Origin of the sequence: Streptosporangium roseum DSM 43021 (assembly GCF_000024865.1) — a bacterium.
In the GTDB taxonomy this organism is placed as follows: domain Bacteria; phylum Actinomycetota; class Actinomycetes; order Streptosporangiales; family Streptosporangiaceae; genus Streptosporangium; species Streptosporangium roseum.
This window is the reverse complement of the sequence record NC_013595.1, coordinates 1,846,444-1,862,811: the sequence shown is the minus strand read 5'-3', so window position 1 is coordinate 1,862,811 and position 16,368 is coordinate 1,846,444. Positions and strand designations below refer to the sequence as shown.

Genomic DNA, 16,368 nt, shown 5'->3' with positions numbered 1-16,368 from the left:
GAGCGGGTCCGGTGTGGTGGGCGGGGTCGTCGGGTGGTGGGCGGGGGCCGTTCGCGGGGTGTGCGGGGAGCGGTGAGCGGCCGGTGATCCGGGTCATGCTGGTCGATGATCAGGCGTTGCTGCGGGCCGGGTTCCGTATGGTGCTCGGGGCGCAGCCGGACATCAGGGTGGTCGCGGAGGCGGGCGACGGGGCCGCGGCGGTCGAGGCCGCGCGGTCGGCCGAGGTCGATGTGGTGCTGATGGATGTGCGGATGCCGGTCATGGACGGGGTGGAGGCGACGCGGTTGATCTGTGCGGCGGGTGAGCGGCCTCGGGTGCTGATCCTGACCACGTTCGATCTGGACGATTACGCGTTCGCGGCGTTGAAGGCGGGTGCGTCGGGGTTTCTGTTGAAGGATGTGCCGCCTTCGGATCTGATCAGTGCGATCCATTCGGTGCACAGTGGGGATGCGGTGGTCGCGCCGAGTACGACGCGGCGGCTGCTGGAGCGTTTCGCCGTGCATCTGCCGTCTCCGGGTGTGGTGGAGCAGGCGGCGCTCGGGGGGTTGACGGCGCGGGAGCGGGAGGTGCTCGTGCTGGTGGCCCGGGGGTTGTCGAATATGGAGATCGCTGATCGGCTGGATCTGGCGGAGGCGACGGTCAAGACGCATCTGGGCCGGGTTCTGGCCAAGCTGGGCCTGCGGGATCGGGCTCAGGTGGTGGTGTACGCCTATGAGTCGGGGCTTGTGACCCCTCATTCGGCGGGTTAGCGGGGCGGTGCGGGGGGTGTGTCTCGGCCGAATGGCTGAGGCGGGGCTACCCCGGAGGTGGCAGTGATCCCTCGGTGGGGGTCCTGCGGTGGACGGGGAGTCCGTCCTGGAGGCCGATGGCCTGCGCTTTCTCCGGCAATAGCGTTTGTCTCGTCATTACGCACATGTTGCCGAGGAGAGTTGACGTGACCATCACCGGAGAGGTCGGCGCGTGGAACGCGCGGGGGGACGCGGCGGCCGCCGTGGTAGCCAGGGGCCTGACGAAGGTGTACGGCCAGGGGGATGCGGCCGTGCACGCCCTCCGGGGGGTGGACATCTCTTTCGCGACGGGCGCCTTCACCGCGATCATGGGTCCTTCCGGGTCGGGTAAGTCCACGCTGATGCACTGTCTGGCGGGGCTGGACACGGTCAGCGGGGGGCAGGTCCACATCGGTGACGTGGAGCTCACCGGGCTCAACGACAAGCAGCTCACCCTGCTGCGTCGTGAGCGGATCGGTTTCATCTTCCAGGCGTTCAACCTGCTGCCGACGTTGACCGCGGAGCAGAACATCCGGCTGCCGCTGGAGATCGCGGGGCGTCAGGCCGATCGGGATCTGTTCGATCGGGTCGTGGAGACGGTGGGTCTGCGTGACCGGCTGGGTCACAAGCCGGCTGAGCTGTCGGGCGGGCAGCAGCAGCGGGTGGCGGTGGCCCGTGCTCTGATCAGCAAGCCGCAGGTGATCTTCGCCGACGAGCCGACCGGCAATCTGGACTCGCGTAGCGGTGCCGAGGTGCTGTCGTTCCTGCGCACGTCGGTGCATGAACTGGGTCAGACGATCGTGATGGTCACCCATGACCCGGTCGCGGCCTCCTATGCCGATCGGGTGGTCTTTCTCCGTGACGGTCTGCTGGTCAGCGAGCTGGTCAGGCCGACGCCGCAGACCGTGCTCGACACGCTGATGAAGCTGGAGGCCTGAGTTGCTGAAGACGACTCTGGCCGGGTTGCGGGCGCACAAGCTGCGTCTGCTGCTCACCTCGCTGGCGATCGCGCTGGGGGTGGGTTTCATCGCGGGCACGTTCGTGCTCACCGACACCATCGACGCGGGTTTCACCCAGAAGTTCTCCGCGGCGGCCGACAGGATCGATGCCGCCGTGACGCCGGCGCCGGGTGAGCGGTCCCGTGAGGAGCCGCTCGTTCCGGACGCCGTGCTGGAGAAGGTCCGCGCGGTCGGCGGGGTCGCCGACGCCCAGGGGCTCGTGCAGGGGACTTCGGCGCTGATGGGCAAGGACGGCAAGGTCGCGGGTGACTATCCCACGGCGGGTGTCTCCATCGCGGAGGGCTCGCTGAACCGCACCCTGATCACCAGTGGTTCCGCCCCGAGGACTCCGGCGGAGGCCGTGCTCGACGAGAACACCGCCAGGACCCGTGGTTTCACGGTGGGTGAGACGATCACGGTGCTGGACTCCAAGGAGGTCAAGCACGAGTTCACGCTGGTGGGCCTGTTCGATGTGGGTCTCAATCAGGAGCTCGGCTTTACCGGCGCGGTCGGTTTCACCACGGGTACGGCCCGGTCGATGACGGGGGAGAAGGGTTTCCGGGAGATCGACGTCGCCGCGGCCGAGGGCGTCACGCAGGATGCGGTGCGCGATTCGATCGCCGCGGCGCTGGGTCCGGATTATCAGGTCAAGACCGGCAAGGACTATGCCGACGCCCTGGCCAGGCAGAACGGCGCCGACACCCAGATGATCACGATGGGTCTGCTGATGTTCGGCCTGGTGGCGATGTTCGTGGCCGCGCTGGTCATCTACAACACCTTCAACATTCTGGTCGCCCAGCGGACGCGGGAGATGGCGTTGCTGCGCTGTATCGGCGCGACCCGCGGGCAGGTGTTCGGTTCCATCGTGCTGGAGTCGGTGGTGGTCGGTCTGCTGTCGTCGGTGCTGGGCCTGCTGCTGGGTTACGGCCTGGGGGCGGGTGCGCTGGCCGTACTGACCTCGGTGGGTGCGCCGTTGCCGTCCGCTACGGCCGCGCTGGCGCCGCGGACGATCGTGCTCGGCCTGCTCATCGGCCTGGTCGTCACGGTGGGGGCGGCGCTGCTGCCGGCCCGGTCGGCGACGAGGGTGGCGCCGATCGCGGCGCTGCGCACGCAGGTCGAGGAGCACACGTTCAGGGCCGGGCTGATCCGGGTGATCTTCGCTTCGCTGTTCCTGGTCGCGGGGGTGGGCGCGACGGTGGCCGCGCTGGGGATGGAGCCCGGTCAGGCCGCGCTCATCGTGGTCATGGTCGGAGGGTCGCTCGTCTTCCTCGGGGTGCTGACGCTGGGTCCGGTGATCGTCAAGCCGTTGGGGGCTTTCGTGGGCTGGTTGCCGGCGCGGCTTTTCAAGGTGCCCGGCAGGCTGGCGGTGGACAATTCGCGGCGTAATCCCAAGCGGTCGGCCACCACGACGGTGGCGCTCACCGTGGGGGTGACGCTGATGACGCTGATCGCCGTTCTGACCGGCACCATGCGGGCGACGTACTCCCAGAAGCTCGACGACCAGTTTCCCGTGGACTACATGATCCAGCCGCAGGCCCGTGATTCCGGGTTGCCCCGCGCGCTGGCGGAGGATCTGCGGAGCAGGCCGGAGCTGACCGGTGTGGCCGCGTTCCGCCAGACCATTGCCAAGGTCGGGAAGGACGAGTACGAGGTCGGGACGTTCGTCGCGCCCGCGGACTTCAGGCCGGAGCTGGTGACGGGTTCGATCGACGTGCTCAGGCCGGGGACCGCGGTCGTCGCCGACTATGTCGCCAAGGATCTCGGTCTCAAGGTCGGTGACCGGGTGCCGGTGCGGACGGCCAAGGCCGGCACGGTGGAGCTGGCGGTTGTGTCCACCTTCGACTCCGAGGTCACCGACCTGGCGGGGGTGACGGTGCCCAAGGAGGATTTCGAGCGTTACTTCGGCGCGGTCGGCGACAGCCGGGTGCTGGTCAACGCCAGGGACGGTGTCGGTCCCGAGCAGGCCCGCAAGGTGGTCGAGGCGGCGGCGCAGCCGTATCCGACGGCGAAGGTCGCCAGTTCGACGGAGGTGCGGGGCGAGTTCGACGAGGCGCTCGACATGATGTTGATGATCATCACGGGTCTGCTGGGCCTGGCGGTGCTGATCTCCCTGCTGGGTATCGCCAACACGCTCTCCCTGTCGGTCCATGAGCGGACCCGGGAGTCGGCGTTGCTGCGGGCGCTCGGGCTGACCCGGCCGCAGTTGCGGTGGATGCTCTCGGTGGAGGCGTTGATCCTGGGGCTCATCGGCGCGCTGGTCGGTGTGGTGCTCGGTGTCACGTTCGGCTGGGCCGCGGCGCAGACGATGACGGGGGATGTCGCGTTCCGGCTTCCGGTCCTGCAGATCCTGGCGTTCGTGGCGCTGTCCGGTCTGGCCGGGGTGCTGGCCGCCGTGCTGCCTGCCCGCAGGGCGGCGCGTGCCTCGATCGTGGGGTCGCTCGCCTCGGGCTGAGCGGGGTCTTCTGCCGGTGGCCGGGGCGTCTTCTATCGGGGGCGGCGCCCCGGCCACTGGTCCGCCACCGTCTCGGGGTTGAGCAGGGGGCGGATGACGACCTCGCCGGTGGCTCTGTCGATCACGACGCAGCCGGAGCCGACGGTGTCGGGCAGCACGCTGGGGTCGTCGGGTTCGGGCTCCTTCGACCAGGCGACGTAGCCTTCGTTGAAGGTGTATATCCTGATCTCCGCTGCGGAGCCGGGGCTGCGGACACCGTTGAAGTATTCCTCGGCGATGGCTCTGGCCTGGTCGAGGTTCACAGCCGGCGCCCGTCCCTGTCGATGACCACGCAGAAGACGCCCGTCACCGACTCGTAGGGCGGCTCGACCGCCATGTGGCCGCGCTGCGCGTCGATCCAGATCACCTCTCCGCCGGAGTTGACCGCGTTCCAGGCGTGGCTGCCGCCGGCCGGCCAGCGGTTGATGATGATCGCGGCGGCTCCGTGTCCTCCGGCCAGCAGGGCCTGGGCGATCGGGAGGTAGGCATGGCGCCCCTGTCCCACGTACTGGAAGCGCTGCCCCAGCCATCGCTCGGCTCGGGCGACTCCCCCGGCCTCACCGGTGAGCAGCGGCTTTCCGACCCGGTCGTACTCCGGCCGCCGGGGAGCGGCCACCGTCGGCGCGCCGTACCAGGTGCAGAGCACCGCCAGGGCGCAGTCCACCGCGTTGGTCGCCCGGAAGGGGTCCTCGGCGGCTCCGGCTCCGTTGATCAACCTGATCCACATGCCCCGGGGGTCGGGAAAGCGCCGGGGTATCCCCTGCTCCGTCACCGGCACGGCCCGCACCATGTCTTCCTGGGTCTGCGGATCGGGCCGCGCCAGCCCTCCGGCCACGCCGTACGGCCTGCAGCGCTCCAGCCGCAGTGGTCGCCACTGCCCCCGCTCGGGCTCCCGGGGCGCCGCCACCACGACCGACCCCTGAGCCTCCAGCTCGAAGTCGCGCCATCGCTGCCCGTCCGCGGTCACGACGGGGTTGTAGACCCCCGCGGGTAGAAACACCTGAGCCACACGGTCCCCCTCGCCCATCCGCCTCGGGCCCGATGTTAGGGCGGCCTGCGGTGCGGCGCGGGCGAGTTGACCAGTTCAAGGGGCGGTGTCGCCCTGGTCTTCGGCGAGGTGCGCCAGGACCGTGTCCGCGATGTCACCGAGGGTCTCGATCTGCTCCGTGGTGAGCAGGTCGATCAGGTGGCGGCGGACGGACTCGACGTGGTCGGGGGCGGCGGCCTCGATGGCGCGCATCCCTCCGTCGGTGAGGACGATGTCGGCGCCGCGGGCGTCGGCGGCGCACTCCTCGCGGGTGACCAGGCCGCGTTCCTCCATCCGGCTGATGTGCCGGGACAGGCGGCTCTTGGACCACAGCATGTGGGCGGCCAGCTGGTTGAGGCGCCAGCGGCGGTCCTTGCTGGAGGACAGCGCGGACAGCACGTCGTAGTCGGGGTCGGACAGGCCGGAGTCCCGGTTGAGGTCGCGGACGATCTGGGCGTCGAGCAGCAGGCGCATACGGCGGTAGCCGAGCCATGCCCGGAACTCCCGCTCGTCGAGCCACCGTGGGTCGGCCATGTGCCCACCCTAGCCGTTAGTTGACATGTAACCAAAATGGCGGCAAGCTCTGTTTACACGTAAACAACTTTTTGGGGGGCACCATGCCGCTGCTGAAGGTCATCGTCACCAGCACCCGGCCGACCCGGATCGGGCGGAACATCGGCGACTGGTTCACCCGGCACGCCGTCGAGCACGGCGGCTTCGACGTGGAGCTCGTCGACCTGGCCGAGGTGGGCCTGCCGTTCCTGGACGAGCCCGAGGACGCGACCACGGGCAACTACGTCCACCAGCACACCAGGGACTGGAGCGCGACGATCGACGCGGCGGACGCGTTCGTCTTCGTCATGCCGGAGTACAACTACGCCTTCAACGCGCCCCTGAAGAACGCCCTCGACTTCCTCTACCGCGAGTGGGCCCACAAGCCGGTCGGGTTCGTCAGCTACGGCGGGCTGTCCGGCGGCATGCGCGCGGTCGAGCTGCTCAAGCCGGTGGTGACCAAGCTGCGCATGGTCCCGGCGGGCGAGGCGGTGACCGTCTTCAGGCGCAGGAGCATGGACGCCGACGGCCACCTGGTCGCCGACGACACCCTGACGGGGTCGGCGGACGCGATGCTGGAGGAGCTCGGCCGGCTCACCCGGGCGATGTCCGCGATGCGCAGCCCGGTCTAGACGATCCCGAGACCGTCGCCATCCATCGGGGCGGCTCCGCACGGCATGGGAAACGGTGGGACGGGGCGGCTCCGCACGGAACGAGGGACGGCGGGGCCGGCGCTTCCCCCCGATCCGCCGGGCGCGGCCGTTCTCGGCGCGGCCGTTCTCGGCGCGGCTGACCCCGGTGGATCGGGGAAGACGCCCCGTCAGGCGACGTCGACGCTGACGCTGTGCCAGCCGGTGGCCCCGTCGGGGGCCACCGGGGCGAGGTCGGGGGTCTGGGTGTAGCCGGTGGCGTCGGTGGCCCGCACCTCGATGGTGTGGCTGCCGGGGGTGGCGTCCCAGTCGTCGACCACCCACTGGCGCCAGGTGTCGGCGGTCGGCGCCACGGCCAGGCGCGCCTGGCGCCACTGCCCCCGGTCGATCCGCACCTCGACGGCGTCCACCCCCTTGTGCTGCGCCCAGGCGACTCCCGCGATCACCGTACGGCCCGGCGCGACGCGGGCGCCGTCCCTCGGCAGGTCGATGCGCGACTGCGTCTTGACCGGCCCCCTGGCCGACCACCCCTTGGGCGTCCAGTAGGCCTCGTCCCGGTCGAACCTGGTGACCTTGATCTCCGTCACCCACTTGGTCGCCGAGACGTAGCCGTAGAGGCCGGGGACCACCTGGCGGACCGGGAAGCCGTGCGCGACCGGGAGCGCCTCGCCGTTCATCCCGAAGGCCAGCAGCGCGTCGCGGCCGTCGAGGACGACGTCCACCGGGGTGCCGCAGGTCCAGCCGTCGGCGGAGGTGCTGAGCAGCATGTCGGCCCCCTTCCGCACCCCCGCGTCGCGCAGGACGCCCGCCAGGCTGGTGCCCAGCCAGCGGGCGTTGCCGATGTACGGGCCGCCGACCTCGTTGGAGACGCAGCACAGCGTGATGTCGGCCTCCTCCAGGGGGCGTTTCATCAGGTCGGCGAAGGTCAGCTCGACGGGCCTGTCCACCATGCCGTGGATCCGCAGGGTCCAGTCGCGGGGGTCCACCTGGGGCAGCACGAGGGCGGTGTCCACCCGGTAGAAGTCGTGGTTCGGGGTGACGAACGGCGACAGCCCTCTGATCTTCAGGTCTGCGCCGGCCGGGAGCGGCGCGGCGGGGACGGCGGGGCGGGGCAGTGCCATGCCGACCCGGGCCGCGGCCACCTCCGCCCGGCCCGACAGCATCCGCCCGGCCACGCCGGCCGCTCCGGCGACGGCGACTCCACCCAGCGTCCCGATCAGCAGCCTGCGCCGGTCGAACGGGTAGGGGCCGTTCCCCGCCCGCATGACCGGCGGGACCGGCGCGCCGTACCGCTCCTCCCCTCCAGCTCCGGCGGCGGGTTCCCCGCCGCTCGGGCCGGTGCCGTGCGGGCCGGCCGGCGGACCCGCCTCGCGCGGGCCGGCCGGCGGGGCCAGGGCGCGGGCGGTGAGGCGGTGCAGGGCGAACATGGCGGCGGCGACGCCCGCCACCGTGGGGACGACGTCCACGACCGCGGCGCCGGGGCGGGTCAGGACGGCCAGGACGCCGACGACGCCGAAGGCGGCCAGGCCCGCCAGGCCGTACCGGAGGTCCCGGACCGCCAGGACTCCGACGGCGGCGGCGATCGCGGCGAGGACCAGGAAGATGCCCGTCAGCAGGACCATCTTGTCGTTCTCGCCGAAGGTGCGGATGGCGAAGTCCTTCAGCGCGGCCGGGGTGAGGTCGACGGCGGCGTTGCCGACCGCGACAACCGGGAAGGCCGAGGCTTTCACCAGGCCCGCGGCCAGCAGGGAAACCCCCACCGCCACCGCACCGGACACCAGGCCGATCAGCGCCGCCGCCCACGGGGGCATGCGCCTGTTGCTCTCCATCCTCCGACGCTACGCCCATCGGAGGGCGCAGGATCTTACGCCGCCATTACGGGACCGCCCGGCCCCGCTCCGGGCGTCGCCGGAGGCCGTTCTCCCAGCGCCGGCCTCCCTCGTCGCAGGCTCCCCGGAGGTCTTTCAGGAGCGGCCGGCGAGCTCGGAGAGCCCGGCCAGGCTGGAGATCTCGCTCTCCGCGCCGACAGGGACGGATCCGCACAGCGCGTCCTCGGCCTCCCCCGCCCACCTGCGCAGCGCCGCGAGGGGATCGTCTCCCGCCGCCTTGGCGGAACGCAGGCGTGCGACCCACGCGACACTCGCGTTCATGCCCGCCCCCCCGGAGGTGGCGGCCGGGACGAAGCCCGCGGCGCCGGGCGTCAGGGCGACCCAGAGGAAGCCCAGGGGCAGGCCCTCGCGGGTGACCGGGACATAGCGGACCGGCCCGTCGGTGGTCCAGGACCACTCCTGCGGGGCGTCGAACGTGCGGAACTCCGGATCGTCCCACCGAGGCTCCATTTTCAGCCCTCCTTGCCCAGCACCGTACCGAACACCTTCCAGCCACCGTCCTCGTACACCACCTTGTCGACCCGGTAGCGGACACCGCGGTCGAGCAGCAGCTCGTGGGTCGGGCCGAACATCTCGGTGTTCGGATGGAGACCGGTCATGTGAACCGCGTGCGTTCCCTCGGGGACGCGGAGCCAGAGCTTGACCAGCGACTCCAGCTCGAGGGCCAGGTGCATGTAGCGTTCGGGGTTCTTGGCGGTCGAGGTGGACACATAGGCGAGATCCCCCTGGACCGTCCCTTCCAACTGCGCGATCGGCCGGTCGAAAGCGGCCGGAGAGACGTGCCGGGCGACGACGACGTCCTCGGGGATGACGGACTGGTGCATCGCCGAGTCGATGTGAGCGGTGTGCTCGGCCGCGGCGGGCGAGTGGTGGCCGTGGCCGCGGAGCGGATCGTTGATCTCTCTGTAGGTCGGCTCCCTGCGGTAGGCGTCCAGCGAGTCCTTCTGGGCGTCGGTGAACCGCTCGGACTGCGGCACCATGGCTCCGTCCACCCAGGCGTCGTACTCCGCCTGGGTGCGGAAGCGCACAGCCCCCTCGCTCCACGCGGGCAGCCCGGGCCAGTCGCTGACATCCTGCGCCACGAACTCGCGTTGGCTGATCATGTCCTCGAACGGCTGGAAGCGCCCGCCCACGAAGTCGGCGAGCTCCTCGGCCGGCGACCGCCATGCCATGTGCTGCTGGACCGTCAGCGTGTTCGTGTCCGCGTCATAGGTGACCGGGATGAAGTTCTCCTGCCCCCTGACCTGCTCATCGAAGGTCCGTATCTCGATGTTGAGGCCGAATTCTCTGATCTTGGCCAGGTTCTCCGCGCGCAGACCGCCGATACCGTCCAGCTCCGCGACGACCTCGGCGATCCGCTCGGCCTGGAGGGCGTCCCGTTCGGCCCGTGCGACCTCGTCCCTGGGAGCCGTTCCCGATCGTCGCACCTCGTCGGCGGCCGCCCTGGCCGCGTCCGCCGCCGACCGGGCACCCGCGACGTCGCCGCCGGCAAGGGCGTCCCTGGCGGCGTCGAGGGGCCTGACCCCCTCGGCGGTCCTCATCGGCGCCGGACCCACGTCGGGCCACGTCGCCGCGGAGCCCGGATGGAGGTCCACGTTCTCGACATCCCTGACCGGCCCCCGATTCGAGGCCGCGGTCCCCTCACCCGGGTGTACGGGGGCGCGGTCGGGGACCGACGCGGCCACCGTGTCCGGCTCTCCCCCGCGCGGAGTGTCCGGAACGTCACGGGAACCCTCCCAACCGCCGTCGTTCCAGGTCTGCGGCCCCTCCTCGGCGTGCGCCGATCGCTCCGGAAAGCGTTGTGGCGCCGGCGCGCTCGGCTGCTCGGCCGGCCGGTTGATCAACTGGTCGATGCGCGAGAGCGGCGCCGCGCCGTCCGGCCGCCCTCCCGGGCCCGGCGCGCTGTCCGTCCTCCCGGCGGCGGGGCGCCCCCCTCCGGCCGCGCCGCCGTCCGTTCTCGCGTGTGCCGGCGGGGGTTGCGCCGCCCGCGGTGCCTGGCTCCCGTCCGGCCGCGCGCTGCCGTTCGGTACGGCATGGCCCTCCGGTGCGGCCTGCGCGCGGCCTCCCACGGGGAAACCGTTCTGGCCGGCGGGGGAAGAGGGGTCCGGTCCACCGTGCGTGGTGGAGGGAGGCCGGGCCGCCTCGGGGGTGGGGGTGTCGGCCTGGCTGAGCGAGGCGTCACGGCCGGAACCGGACGGGGACTCCGAGCCGAGCGAGACGTCACGGCCGGAACCGGACGGGGACCCCGGGCCGGGGTGGGGATCGGAGCCGGGCAGGAGGGGGGTGGGATGGGGCGGGGGCGCGCCGCCACCGTGGGTGATGGGTGCGGCCAGGTGCTGGCCGTCGGCGCCCAGCGCGCTGGAGGTGATGCCCTTGGCGAGCAGGTCCCAGCTGAAGTCGCCATTGACGAGCATGCTGCCGGCGGTGGTGATGCCGCCGGTCAGCGCGTACTGGGCGGCCTGGCCGTAGAAGGAGTTGGTGGCGGCGGCCAGCAGCTTCTCCGCCAGGCTCATCTCGGCTCGGGAAAGACCCGCCTGCAGGGCCGGAGTGGCCAGCTGGCTCAGCCCACCCGACAGTCCCCCCATCATGGCGCCCATCGCACCGCCGGCCAGCGTGGACATCAGCAGCTGCCACCGGTCGAAGTCGTCGCGGCGGCCCTGGGCGATCTGCAGGGACTGGACGCCGGCGTCCATGCCGCCGACGATGACGGCGAACAGCCGCATGTTGACCAGGGCCCGCTCGGCGATCTGCGCGACCGTCAGACGGGCGAGCTGCAACCGGGCCGGGATGAGCGCCAGGCTCGCGCCCCCACTGGTCACGGCGGCGGCCAGCAGGTAACCCAGCTGCAGGATCAGCAGCCATACCGTGGCCTCGATCATGTACTTGGCGTACTGGATCTGCACGCCGACGTTGTTGAGCGCGACGGCGGCATTGACCAGCCGGGTGACCAGCTCGGCGACCCGCCCGCCCACCACCCTGGTGACGTGCGCGGCGAAGGCGGTATGGGCCTCGCCGTCCCAGGCCGCGCCGATCTTCTGGGCGCTGTGGAGTTGGTCGGCGCCGGTCCCCTCAACGACCCGATGAGCGGCGGTCACGCAGGCGTCGGCGAGCCGGAAACACCCTTCCTCATCGCCTTCGGGCCAGTCCATCCCGACCACCCAGCCGACGTACGGCTTGGCCCAGTCGGGAACCAAGATCCCATCGAATCCCATGGGTTATCAGCCGCAGCTGTCACCGAGGTGATCGGCCCGCCGGCGTCTCCCGGCGCCGGTGCGGAGCCCGGTGACGGCGCCGTCCGGCTCCTCGACACAGGCGCCGAAGATCCCGTCTCCGACGCCGGGCTCCGCCTTCTCCAACTCGGCTCCGTGCTGATCGTCTCCGAGCGCGCCGATTCCGGTCGAAGACCGCGCGCGGCACCTCCCGTGCCTGGATCATGCTATCCCGCCGCTCGCCGGTAGCCGAGGCCTGACGGCGAAGCGCCGATCGCTCCACGGAGCAGCCGGACTCCCCACGCCGGCCGTCCCGGTCCACCGGAAGCTCCCCGGCTGTCGCCGTTCTCCCAGCTCTCAGGGCCCGTTAGGAGATCACTTCGGCGAGGATGGGCGCCAGGGCGCGGAAGGCGCGGCCCCGGTGGCTGATGGCGTCCTTCTCCTGCGCCGACAGCTCGGCGGTCGTCCGGCTCTCCCCGTCGGGCAGGAAGATCGGATCGTAGCCGAAGCCGTTGGTCCCGCGTGGCGCGTCGATGATCAGGCCGTGCAGGGACCCCTCGGCGACGCGCTCCTGGCCTGAGGGCAGGGCCAGCGCCGCGGCACACGCGAAGTGGGCGCCACGGTGCTCGCGCGGCACGTCGGACACCTGTGCGAGCAGCAGCTCCAGGTTCGCCCGGTCGTCGCCGTGCCTGCCGGACCAGCGGGCCGAGAAGATGCCCGGCATGCCGTTCAGTGCGTCGACGCACAGGCCCGAGTCGTCGGCGATCGCGGGCAGGCCTGACGCCTGGGCGACGGCGTGCGCCTTGAGCAGGGCGTTCGCGGCGAAGGTCAGGCCGGTCTCGGCGACGTCGCCGATCTCGGGGAACTCCTCCAGCCCGACGATCTCCACCGGCACCGAGGCGTCGGCGAGGATGCGACGGAGCTCGACGATCTTTCCCATGTTGCGGGTGGCCAGGACCACCCGGTCGGCGGGCACGCCGGGGCGGCCGGTCGGCTCCGCGCTCACGCCAGCGTCTCCCGCTGAAGGCGGGTGAGCTCCGCGCACCCGGCGACACCGAGGTCGAGCAGCTCGTCCAGGGCGCCGCGGTCGAACGGCTTGCCCTCGGCCGTGCCCTGCACTTCCACGAACGCGCCGCTCCCGGTCATCACCACGTTCATGTCCGTCTCGGCGGCGACGTCCTCGGTATAGCACAGGTCCAGCAGGGGTGTGGAACCGACGACGCCGACCGACACGGCCGAGACCGAGTCGATCAGCGGGTCGCCCTTGCACATCTTGCGCTCGCGCATCCAGGCGACCGCGTCGGCCAGCGCCACGTAGGCGCCGGTGATCGCGGCCGTGCGGGTGCCGCCGTCGGCCTGGAGCACGTCGCAGTCGATGACGATCGAGTTCTCGCCGAGGGTCTTGTAGTCGACGCAGGCCCGCAGGGACCGGCCGATCAGGCGGGAGATCTCGTGCGTCCGGCCGCCGATCTTGCCGCGCACCGACTCCCGGTCGTTACGGGTGTTCGTGGCCCGGGGCAGCATGGCGTACTCGGCGGTGACCCAGCCCTGGCCGCTCCCCCGGCGCCAGCGCGGCACGCTGTCCTGCACGGAGGCGGCGCAGAGCACCTTGGTGCCGCCGAACTCGACGAGCACCGATCCTTCGGCGTGGGCGAGCCAGCCGCGGGTGATGGTGACGGGGCGGAGCTGATCGGGAGAACGTCCATCTGCACGGGCCATGAAACTCACCCTAGGTCATACAGGGCCCCACTCCGCGCGAGTTCGGTCCGTCCCCCGAAACCTCCCAGGGACGCCTCCTGGAGGATCTGCTCGCGGTCGTACCAGGGCACGAGGTGGGTCAGCACCAGGGTGCCCACGTCCGCCCTCGCCGCGTGCTCGGCGGCCTGGCGGCCGGTCAGGTGCAGGCCGGCGGGGAGGCCGGGCCGTTCCAGGAAGGAGGCCTCGCACAGGAGCACGTCCGCTCCGGAGGCGAGTTTGACCAGCTCGGCGGACTCGCCGGTGTCTCCCGAGTAGGCCACCGAGCGCCCGCCGTAGGAGACCCGGAACCCGTAGGTCTCGACCGGGTGGTTCATCCGCGCGGCCGTCACCTGGAACGGGCCGACCTCGAACACCCCCGGCGTCAGCCGCGCGAAGTCGAAGGCCGTCTCAAGCCCCGGCTCGTCGGGCATGCCGTAGGCGGCGGCCAGGCGGCGGGGCGCGTCGGCGGGGGCGTGGACCGGCACTCTGGGGAGCGGTCCACGCGGGGAGTAGGTGCGGACCACATGGTAGGGGCAGAGGTCGAGGCAGTGGTCGGCGTGCAGGTGGGACAGGCAGATGGCGTCCACGTCGTAGAGGCCGATGTGCCGCTGGAGCGCGCCCAGCGCGCCGTTGCCGAAATCCAGCAGCATGCGGAACCCCTCGGCCTCCAGCAGATAGCAGGAGGAGGGACTGTCCGGGCCGGGAAAGCTTCCAGAGCACCCGATGATCGTCAATTTCACGGCGGCCTCCTCCTTCTTACGTTGCCTTCTCAGGTTGCGATGCGGCACGTCACGGCCCGGATGCCGGCGATCGCCGCCTTCACGGACGCTGCCCGTTGCCGGGGACGTCGCCCACCGGTGCGAGCTCGACCGCCTGGATCTCCGGTCCGAGGAAGCGCCGGCCGAGCTGCTCGAACAGGACGGTGTCGCCGGTGGCGCCGAACCGGTGGCGGGGGGTGCCGCCCGCCGCGGCCAGGCCCCGGTCGTGCAGGATGCGGTAGACGTCCTTGGCGGTCTCGTCGGCGCTGGAGACCAGCGTGACGCCGTCTCCGGCGACGTAGGAGATGGGGGCGGTGAGCAGCGGGTAGTGCGTGCACCCCAGGATCAGCGTGTCGCACCCGTCGCGCAGCACCGGCCCCATGTAGCCGCGGATGACCTCGATGAGCTCCTCGCTCATCGTCTCCCCGCGTTCCACGAACTCCACCAGCCGGGGCGCCGCCACCCCGGTCAGCATGACGTCGGGGGCGGCGGCGAACGCGTCGTGGTAGGCCATCGACTCGATGGTGGCCCGGGTCCCTATCACCCCGACCCGGCCGTTGCGGGTGGCCTGCACGGCCCGGCGCGCCGCCGGCTGGATCACCTCGACGACCGGCACGTCATAGCGTTCGCGCGCGTCCCGCAGCACCGCCGCGCTGGCGCTGTTGCACGCGATCACCAGCATCTTGACGTCGTGCTCGACGAGGTGGTCCATCACCTCCAGCGCGTAGGCGCGGACCTGCGCGATGGACTTGGGGCCGTACGGCTGCCGCGCCGTGTCGGCCACATAGAAGATCGATTCATTGGGCAGCTGATCGATGATCGCCCTGGCCACCGTGAGGCCGCCCACACCGCTGTCAAAGATTCCGATACTCGCTTGCGACACGGTTCCCAAGGTTAGGCGACCTGGGACGACCGCTCACGGTAAGAATCCTCACACCGCTGATTCGTGGCTCAGCCTCTGCCCACCCGGGCGAGCTGGCGGGACTGGGCCACCAGACGGCCGGCGGAGTCCCAGACCTCGACCTCCTCGTCGAACCAGCCGTCACTGATCATCCGGCCGCTGCCGAGCAGGGTGAGCCAGCCGGGGGCGGGCAGGGCGCGCAGGTGCCAGGTGAGATCCACGGTCGGGGCCCAGCCGCGGGCACCGGCGGAGAAGACCACCGGCGGCAGGGCATCCACGGCCAGCGCCAGCACGTAGGGGTCGGGGTCCTGCGGCTCGGCCATCCGGAAGTAGGCGCGGGCCTCGGGCCGGCCGGTGGGGTTGCCGTCGAGCCAGCCGATGGTGGGCGGGTCGAACGCCATCTCCATCTGCGCGTTGAGCGTCATGTTCGACTCGGGCTTGGGGGCGGGCAGCACGACGCACCGTTCGACGGGCGGCATGTCCGCCGAGGGGCGGTCCGTCCAGTCGGGGGCGACGTCGCCCAGGGTCGCCGTCGTGACGAGGGTCTCGATGAAGGAGGTGTCGTCCTGGATCAGGGTCGCCCTGGTCATCGCCGCGGTGCGACCGGCTTTGATCTGCTCCAGCCGGACCCGGGCGGGGCCGGGCCGAGGGGCGCGCAGGAACTGCGCGCTGGTGGTCACCGGGTGGTCGTGCGGCGAGGCGTCCACGACGGCGCGCAGGAGCACGGCCATCAGGTATCCGCCGTTGAGCGGCCCGCCGATCGAGTATCCGGGGTCCAGACACACGTCATAGGTGGTCTCGTCCACCCGGATGGCCTGTGTCGCCTCGTCGAACTTCGTCATCCACACTCCCGAACCTTGTTCTAGAGCGCTCACTTTACCCAGTCCGCGCCGTTCGCGCCTCACTGACCTCCAGTGCGTGCCGCTACCTGGGAAAACGTGATTCCACTGAAAGACTGATAACCATTTTCCGGGGGTTTCGCAGGAGGTCGGGATGGCGGGAGTCGGTGACCTCATCGGTCAGTCGGTGTGGGATTCGGAGGGTGTATGGGTGGGGCAGGTGGTGGACGTCCGGATGACGAGGAACCGCAGGGGCAACTTCGGCATGCAGCAGCAGTTCACGGTCTCCGGCCTGGTCGTCTCGCACCGGCGGGCTCCGGTGATGCTGGGGCTCACCCGTGACCCGGACAACCGGACGAGCTGGCTGTTCAAGATGGTGTTCCGGGTGCTCTACACCGGCAGCAGCCTCGTCTCGTGGGACGCGGTGGCCTCCACCGGCAACGGCGAGATCATGCTGAGGAAACCCGTCAAAACGCTGGAACGGGTCTGATTCCCCTTGGACAGAGCAATCTCCTGGTTAGTTCAATGCAAGCCGCCTGCTACCAATGTG

At 71.0% G+C, this 16,368-nt stretch carries 17 protein-coding genes; 5 read left to right on the top strand and 12 right to left on the bottom strand.

Features of this window, described 5'->3' with window-relative positions; translation table 11 throughout:
* Positions 1–95 precede the first annotated feature (95 nt).
* The 3 genes from SROS_RS08405 to SROS_RS08395 all read left to right on the top strand — a co-directional run bounded on the left by SROS_RS08405 (position 96) and on the right by SROS_RS08395 (position 4,217).
* Positions 96–749: a response regulator gene (locus SROS_RS08405; protein ID WP_012888482.1), complete on the top strand. Its 654-nt coding sequence runs from the start codon at positions 96–98 to the stop codon at positions 747–749.
* A 191-nt stretch (positions 750–940) separates the two neighbouring features.
* Positions 941–1,705, top strand: coding sequence for an ABC transporter ATP-binding protein (locus SROS_RS08400; protein WP_043655046.1), 765 nt, complete (start codon positions 941–943; stop codon positions 1,703–1,705).
* 1 nt (position 1,706) lies between these two features.
* The gene (locus tag SROS_RS08395; RefSeq protein ID WP_012888480.1) at positions 1,707–4,217 is read left to right on the top strand and encodes an ABC transporter permease; all 2,511 of its coding nucleotides are present in this window, start codon (positions 1,707–1,709) and stop codon (positions 4,215–4,217) included.
* 32 nt (positions 4,218–4,249) lie between these two features.
* On the opposite strand, the gene SROS_RS08390 is transcribed toward SROS_RS08395, so the two are convergent.
* The 3 genes from SROS_RS08390 to SROS_RS08380 all read right to left on the bottom strand — a co-directional run bounded on the left by SROS_RS08390 (position 4,250) and on the right by SROS_RS08380 (position 5,817).
* Entirely contained in the window at positions 4,250–4,519 is a 270-nt protein-coding gene (locus SROS_RS08390; RefSeq protein WP_012888479.1) for a hypothetical protein, read from the bottom strand.
* The gene (locus SROS_RS08385; RefSeq protein ID WP_245564587.1) at positions 4,516–5,265 is read right to left on the bottom strand and encodes a toxin glutamine deamidase domain-containing protein; all 750 of its coding nucleotides are present in this window, start codon (positions 5,263–5,265) and stop codon (positions 4,516–4,518) included. Before SROS_RS08385 ends, SROS_RS08390 begins: the two co-directional genes overlap by 4 nt.
* A 75-nt stretch (positions 5,266–5,340) precedes the next feature.
* The gene (locus tag SROS_RS08380; RefSeq protein ID WP_012888477.1) at positions 5,341–5,817 is read right to left on the bottom strand and encodes a MarR family winged helix-turn-helix transcriptional regulator; all 477 of its coding nucleotides are present in this window, start codon (positions 5,815–5,817) and stop codon (positions 5,341–5,343) included.
* 83 nt (positions 5,818–5,900) lie between these two features.
* On the opposite strand from SROS_RS08380, the gene SROS_RS08375 reads away from it, so the two are divergent.
* On the top strand, positions 5,901–6,467 hold the full coding sequence (locus SROS_RS08375) for an NADPH-dependent FMN reductase (protein ID WP_012888476.1): 567 nt from the start codon (positions 5,901–5,903) through the stop codon (positions 6,465–6,467).
* 188 nt (positions 6,468–6,655) lie between these two features.
* On the opposite strand, the gene SROS_RS08370 is transcribed toward SROS_RS08375, so the two are convergent.
* The 9 genes from SROS_RS08370 to SROS_RS08335 all read right to left on the bottom strand — a co-directional run bounded on the left by SROS_RS08370 (position 6,656) and on the right by SROS_RS08335 (position 15,821).
* Positions 6,656–8,314 carry a molybdopterin-dependent oxidoreductase gene (locus tag SROS_RS08370; RefSeq protein WP_043651588.1) on the bottom strand — a complete coding sequence of 553 codons (1,659 nt, stop codon included), beginning with the start codon at positions 8,312–8,314 and terminating at the stop codon, positions 6,656–6,658.
* A 135-nt stretch (positions 8,315–8,449) separates the two neighbouring features.
* A complete protein-coding gene (locus tag SROS_RS08365; RefSeq protein WP_012888474.1) occupies positions 8,450–8,824 on the bottom strand; it encodes a hypothetical protein in 375 nt (124 codons plus the stop codon).
* A gap of 2 nt (positions 8,825–8,826) precedes the next feature.
* Positions 8,827–11,568 carry an ADP-ribosyltransferase gene (locus SROS_RS53800; protein ID WP_148268989.1) on the bottom strand — a complete coding sequence of 914 codons (2,742 nt, stop codon included), beginning with the start codon at positions 11,566–11,568 and terminating at the stop codon, positions 8,827–8,829.
* Between the two features lie 24 nt (positions 11,569–11,592).
* The gene (locus SROS_RS50815; protein WP_012888472.1) at positions 11,593–11,730 is read right to left on the bottom strand and encodes a hypothetical protein; all 138 of its coding nucleotides are present in this window, start codon (positions 11,728–11,730) and stop codon (positions 11,593–11,595) included.
* 220 nt (positions 11,731–11,950) lie between these two features.
* Positions 11,951–12,589 (bottom strand): XTP/dITP diphosphatase, encoded by a 639-nt coding sequence (locus tag SROS_RS08355; RefSeq protein ID WP_012888471.1) that lies wholly within the window; start codon positions 12,587–12,589, stop codon positions 11,951–11,953.
* Entirely contained in the window at positions 12,586–13,302 is a 717-nt protein-coding gene (gene rph, locus SROS_RS08350; protein WP_012888470.1) for a ribonuclease PH, read from the bottom strand. Before rph ends, SROS_RS08355 begins: the two co-directional genes overlap by 4 nt.
* Positions 13,303–13,307: 5 nt before the next feature.
* Positions 13,308–14,060: an MBL fold metallo-hydrolase gene (locus SROS_RS08345; RefSeq protein WP_012888469.1), complete on the bottom strand. Its 753-nt coding sequence runs from the start codon at positions 14,058–14,060 to the stop codon at positions 13,308–13,310.
* A 79-nt stretch (positions 14,061–14,139) separates the two neighbouring features.
* On the bottom strand, positions 14,140–14,961 hold the full coding sequence (gene murI / locus SROS_RS08340; protein ID WP_043651586.1) for a glutamate racemase: 822 nt from the start codon (positions 14,959–14,961) through the stop codon (positions 14,140–14,142).
* A gap of 68 nt (positions 14,962–15,029) precedes the next feature.
* Complete coding sequence (locus tag SROS_RS08335) at positions 15,030–15,821, bottom strand: thioesterase family protein (RefSeq protein WP_012888467.1); 792 nt, start codon at positions 15,819–15,821, stop codon at positions 15,030–15,032.
* A gap of 151 nt (positions 15,822–15,972) precedes the next feature.
* On the opposite strand from SROS_RS08335, the gene SROS_RS08330 reads away from it, so the two are divergent.
* Positions 15,973–16,308, top strand: coding sequence for a hypothetical protein (locus SROS_RS08330; RefSeq protein WP_012888466.1), 336 nt, complete (start codon positions 15,973–15,975; stop codon positions 16,306–16,308).
* Positions 16,309–16,368: the final 60 nt, after the last annotated feature.

What these genes read in the sequence shown, in the direction of transcription:
- SROS_RS08405 (WP_012888482.1), top strand. Translation starts at nt 96, where the DNA reads ATGCTGGTCGATGATCAGGCGTTGCTGCGGGCCGGGTTCCGTATGGTG.
- SROS_RS08380 (WP_012888477.1), bottom strand. Translation starts at nt 5,817, where the DNA reads ATGGCCGACCCACGGTGGCTCGACGAGCGGGAGTTCCGGGCATGGCTC.
- SROS_RS08375 (WP_012888476.1), top strand. Translation starts at nt 5,901, where the DNA reads ATGCCGCTGCTGAAGGTCATCGTCACCAGCACCCGGCCGACCCGGATC.
- SROS_RS08370 (WP_043651588.1), bottom strand. Translation starts at nt 8,314, where the DNA reads ATGGAGAGCAACAGGCGCATGCCCCCGTGGGCGGCGGCGCTGATCGGC.
- SROS_RS08365 (WP_012888474.1), bottom strand. Translation starts at nt 8,824, where the DNA reads ATGGAGCCTCGGTGGGACGATCCGGAGTTCCGCACGTTCGACGCCCCG.
- rph (WP_012888470.1), bottom strand. Translation starts at nt 13,302, where the DNA reads ATGGCCCGTGCAGATGGACGTTCTCCCGATCAGCTCCGCCCCGTCACC.
- SROS_RS08335 (WP_012888467.1), bottom strand. Translation starts at nt 15,821, where the DNA reads ATGACGAAGTTCGACGAGGCGACACAGGCCATCCGGGTGGACGAGACC.
- SROS_RS08330 (WP_012888466.1), top strand. Translation starts at nt 15,973, where the DNA reads ATGGCGGGAGTCGGTGACCTCATCGGTCAGTCGGTGTGGGATTCGGAG.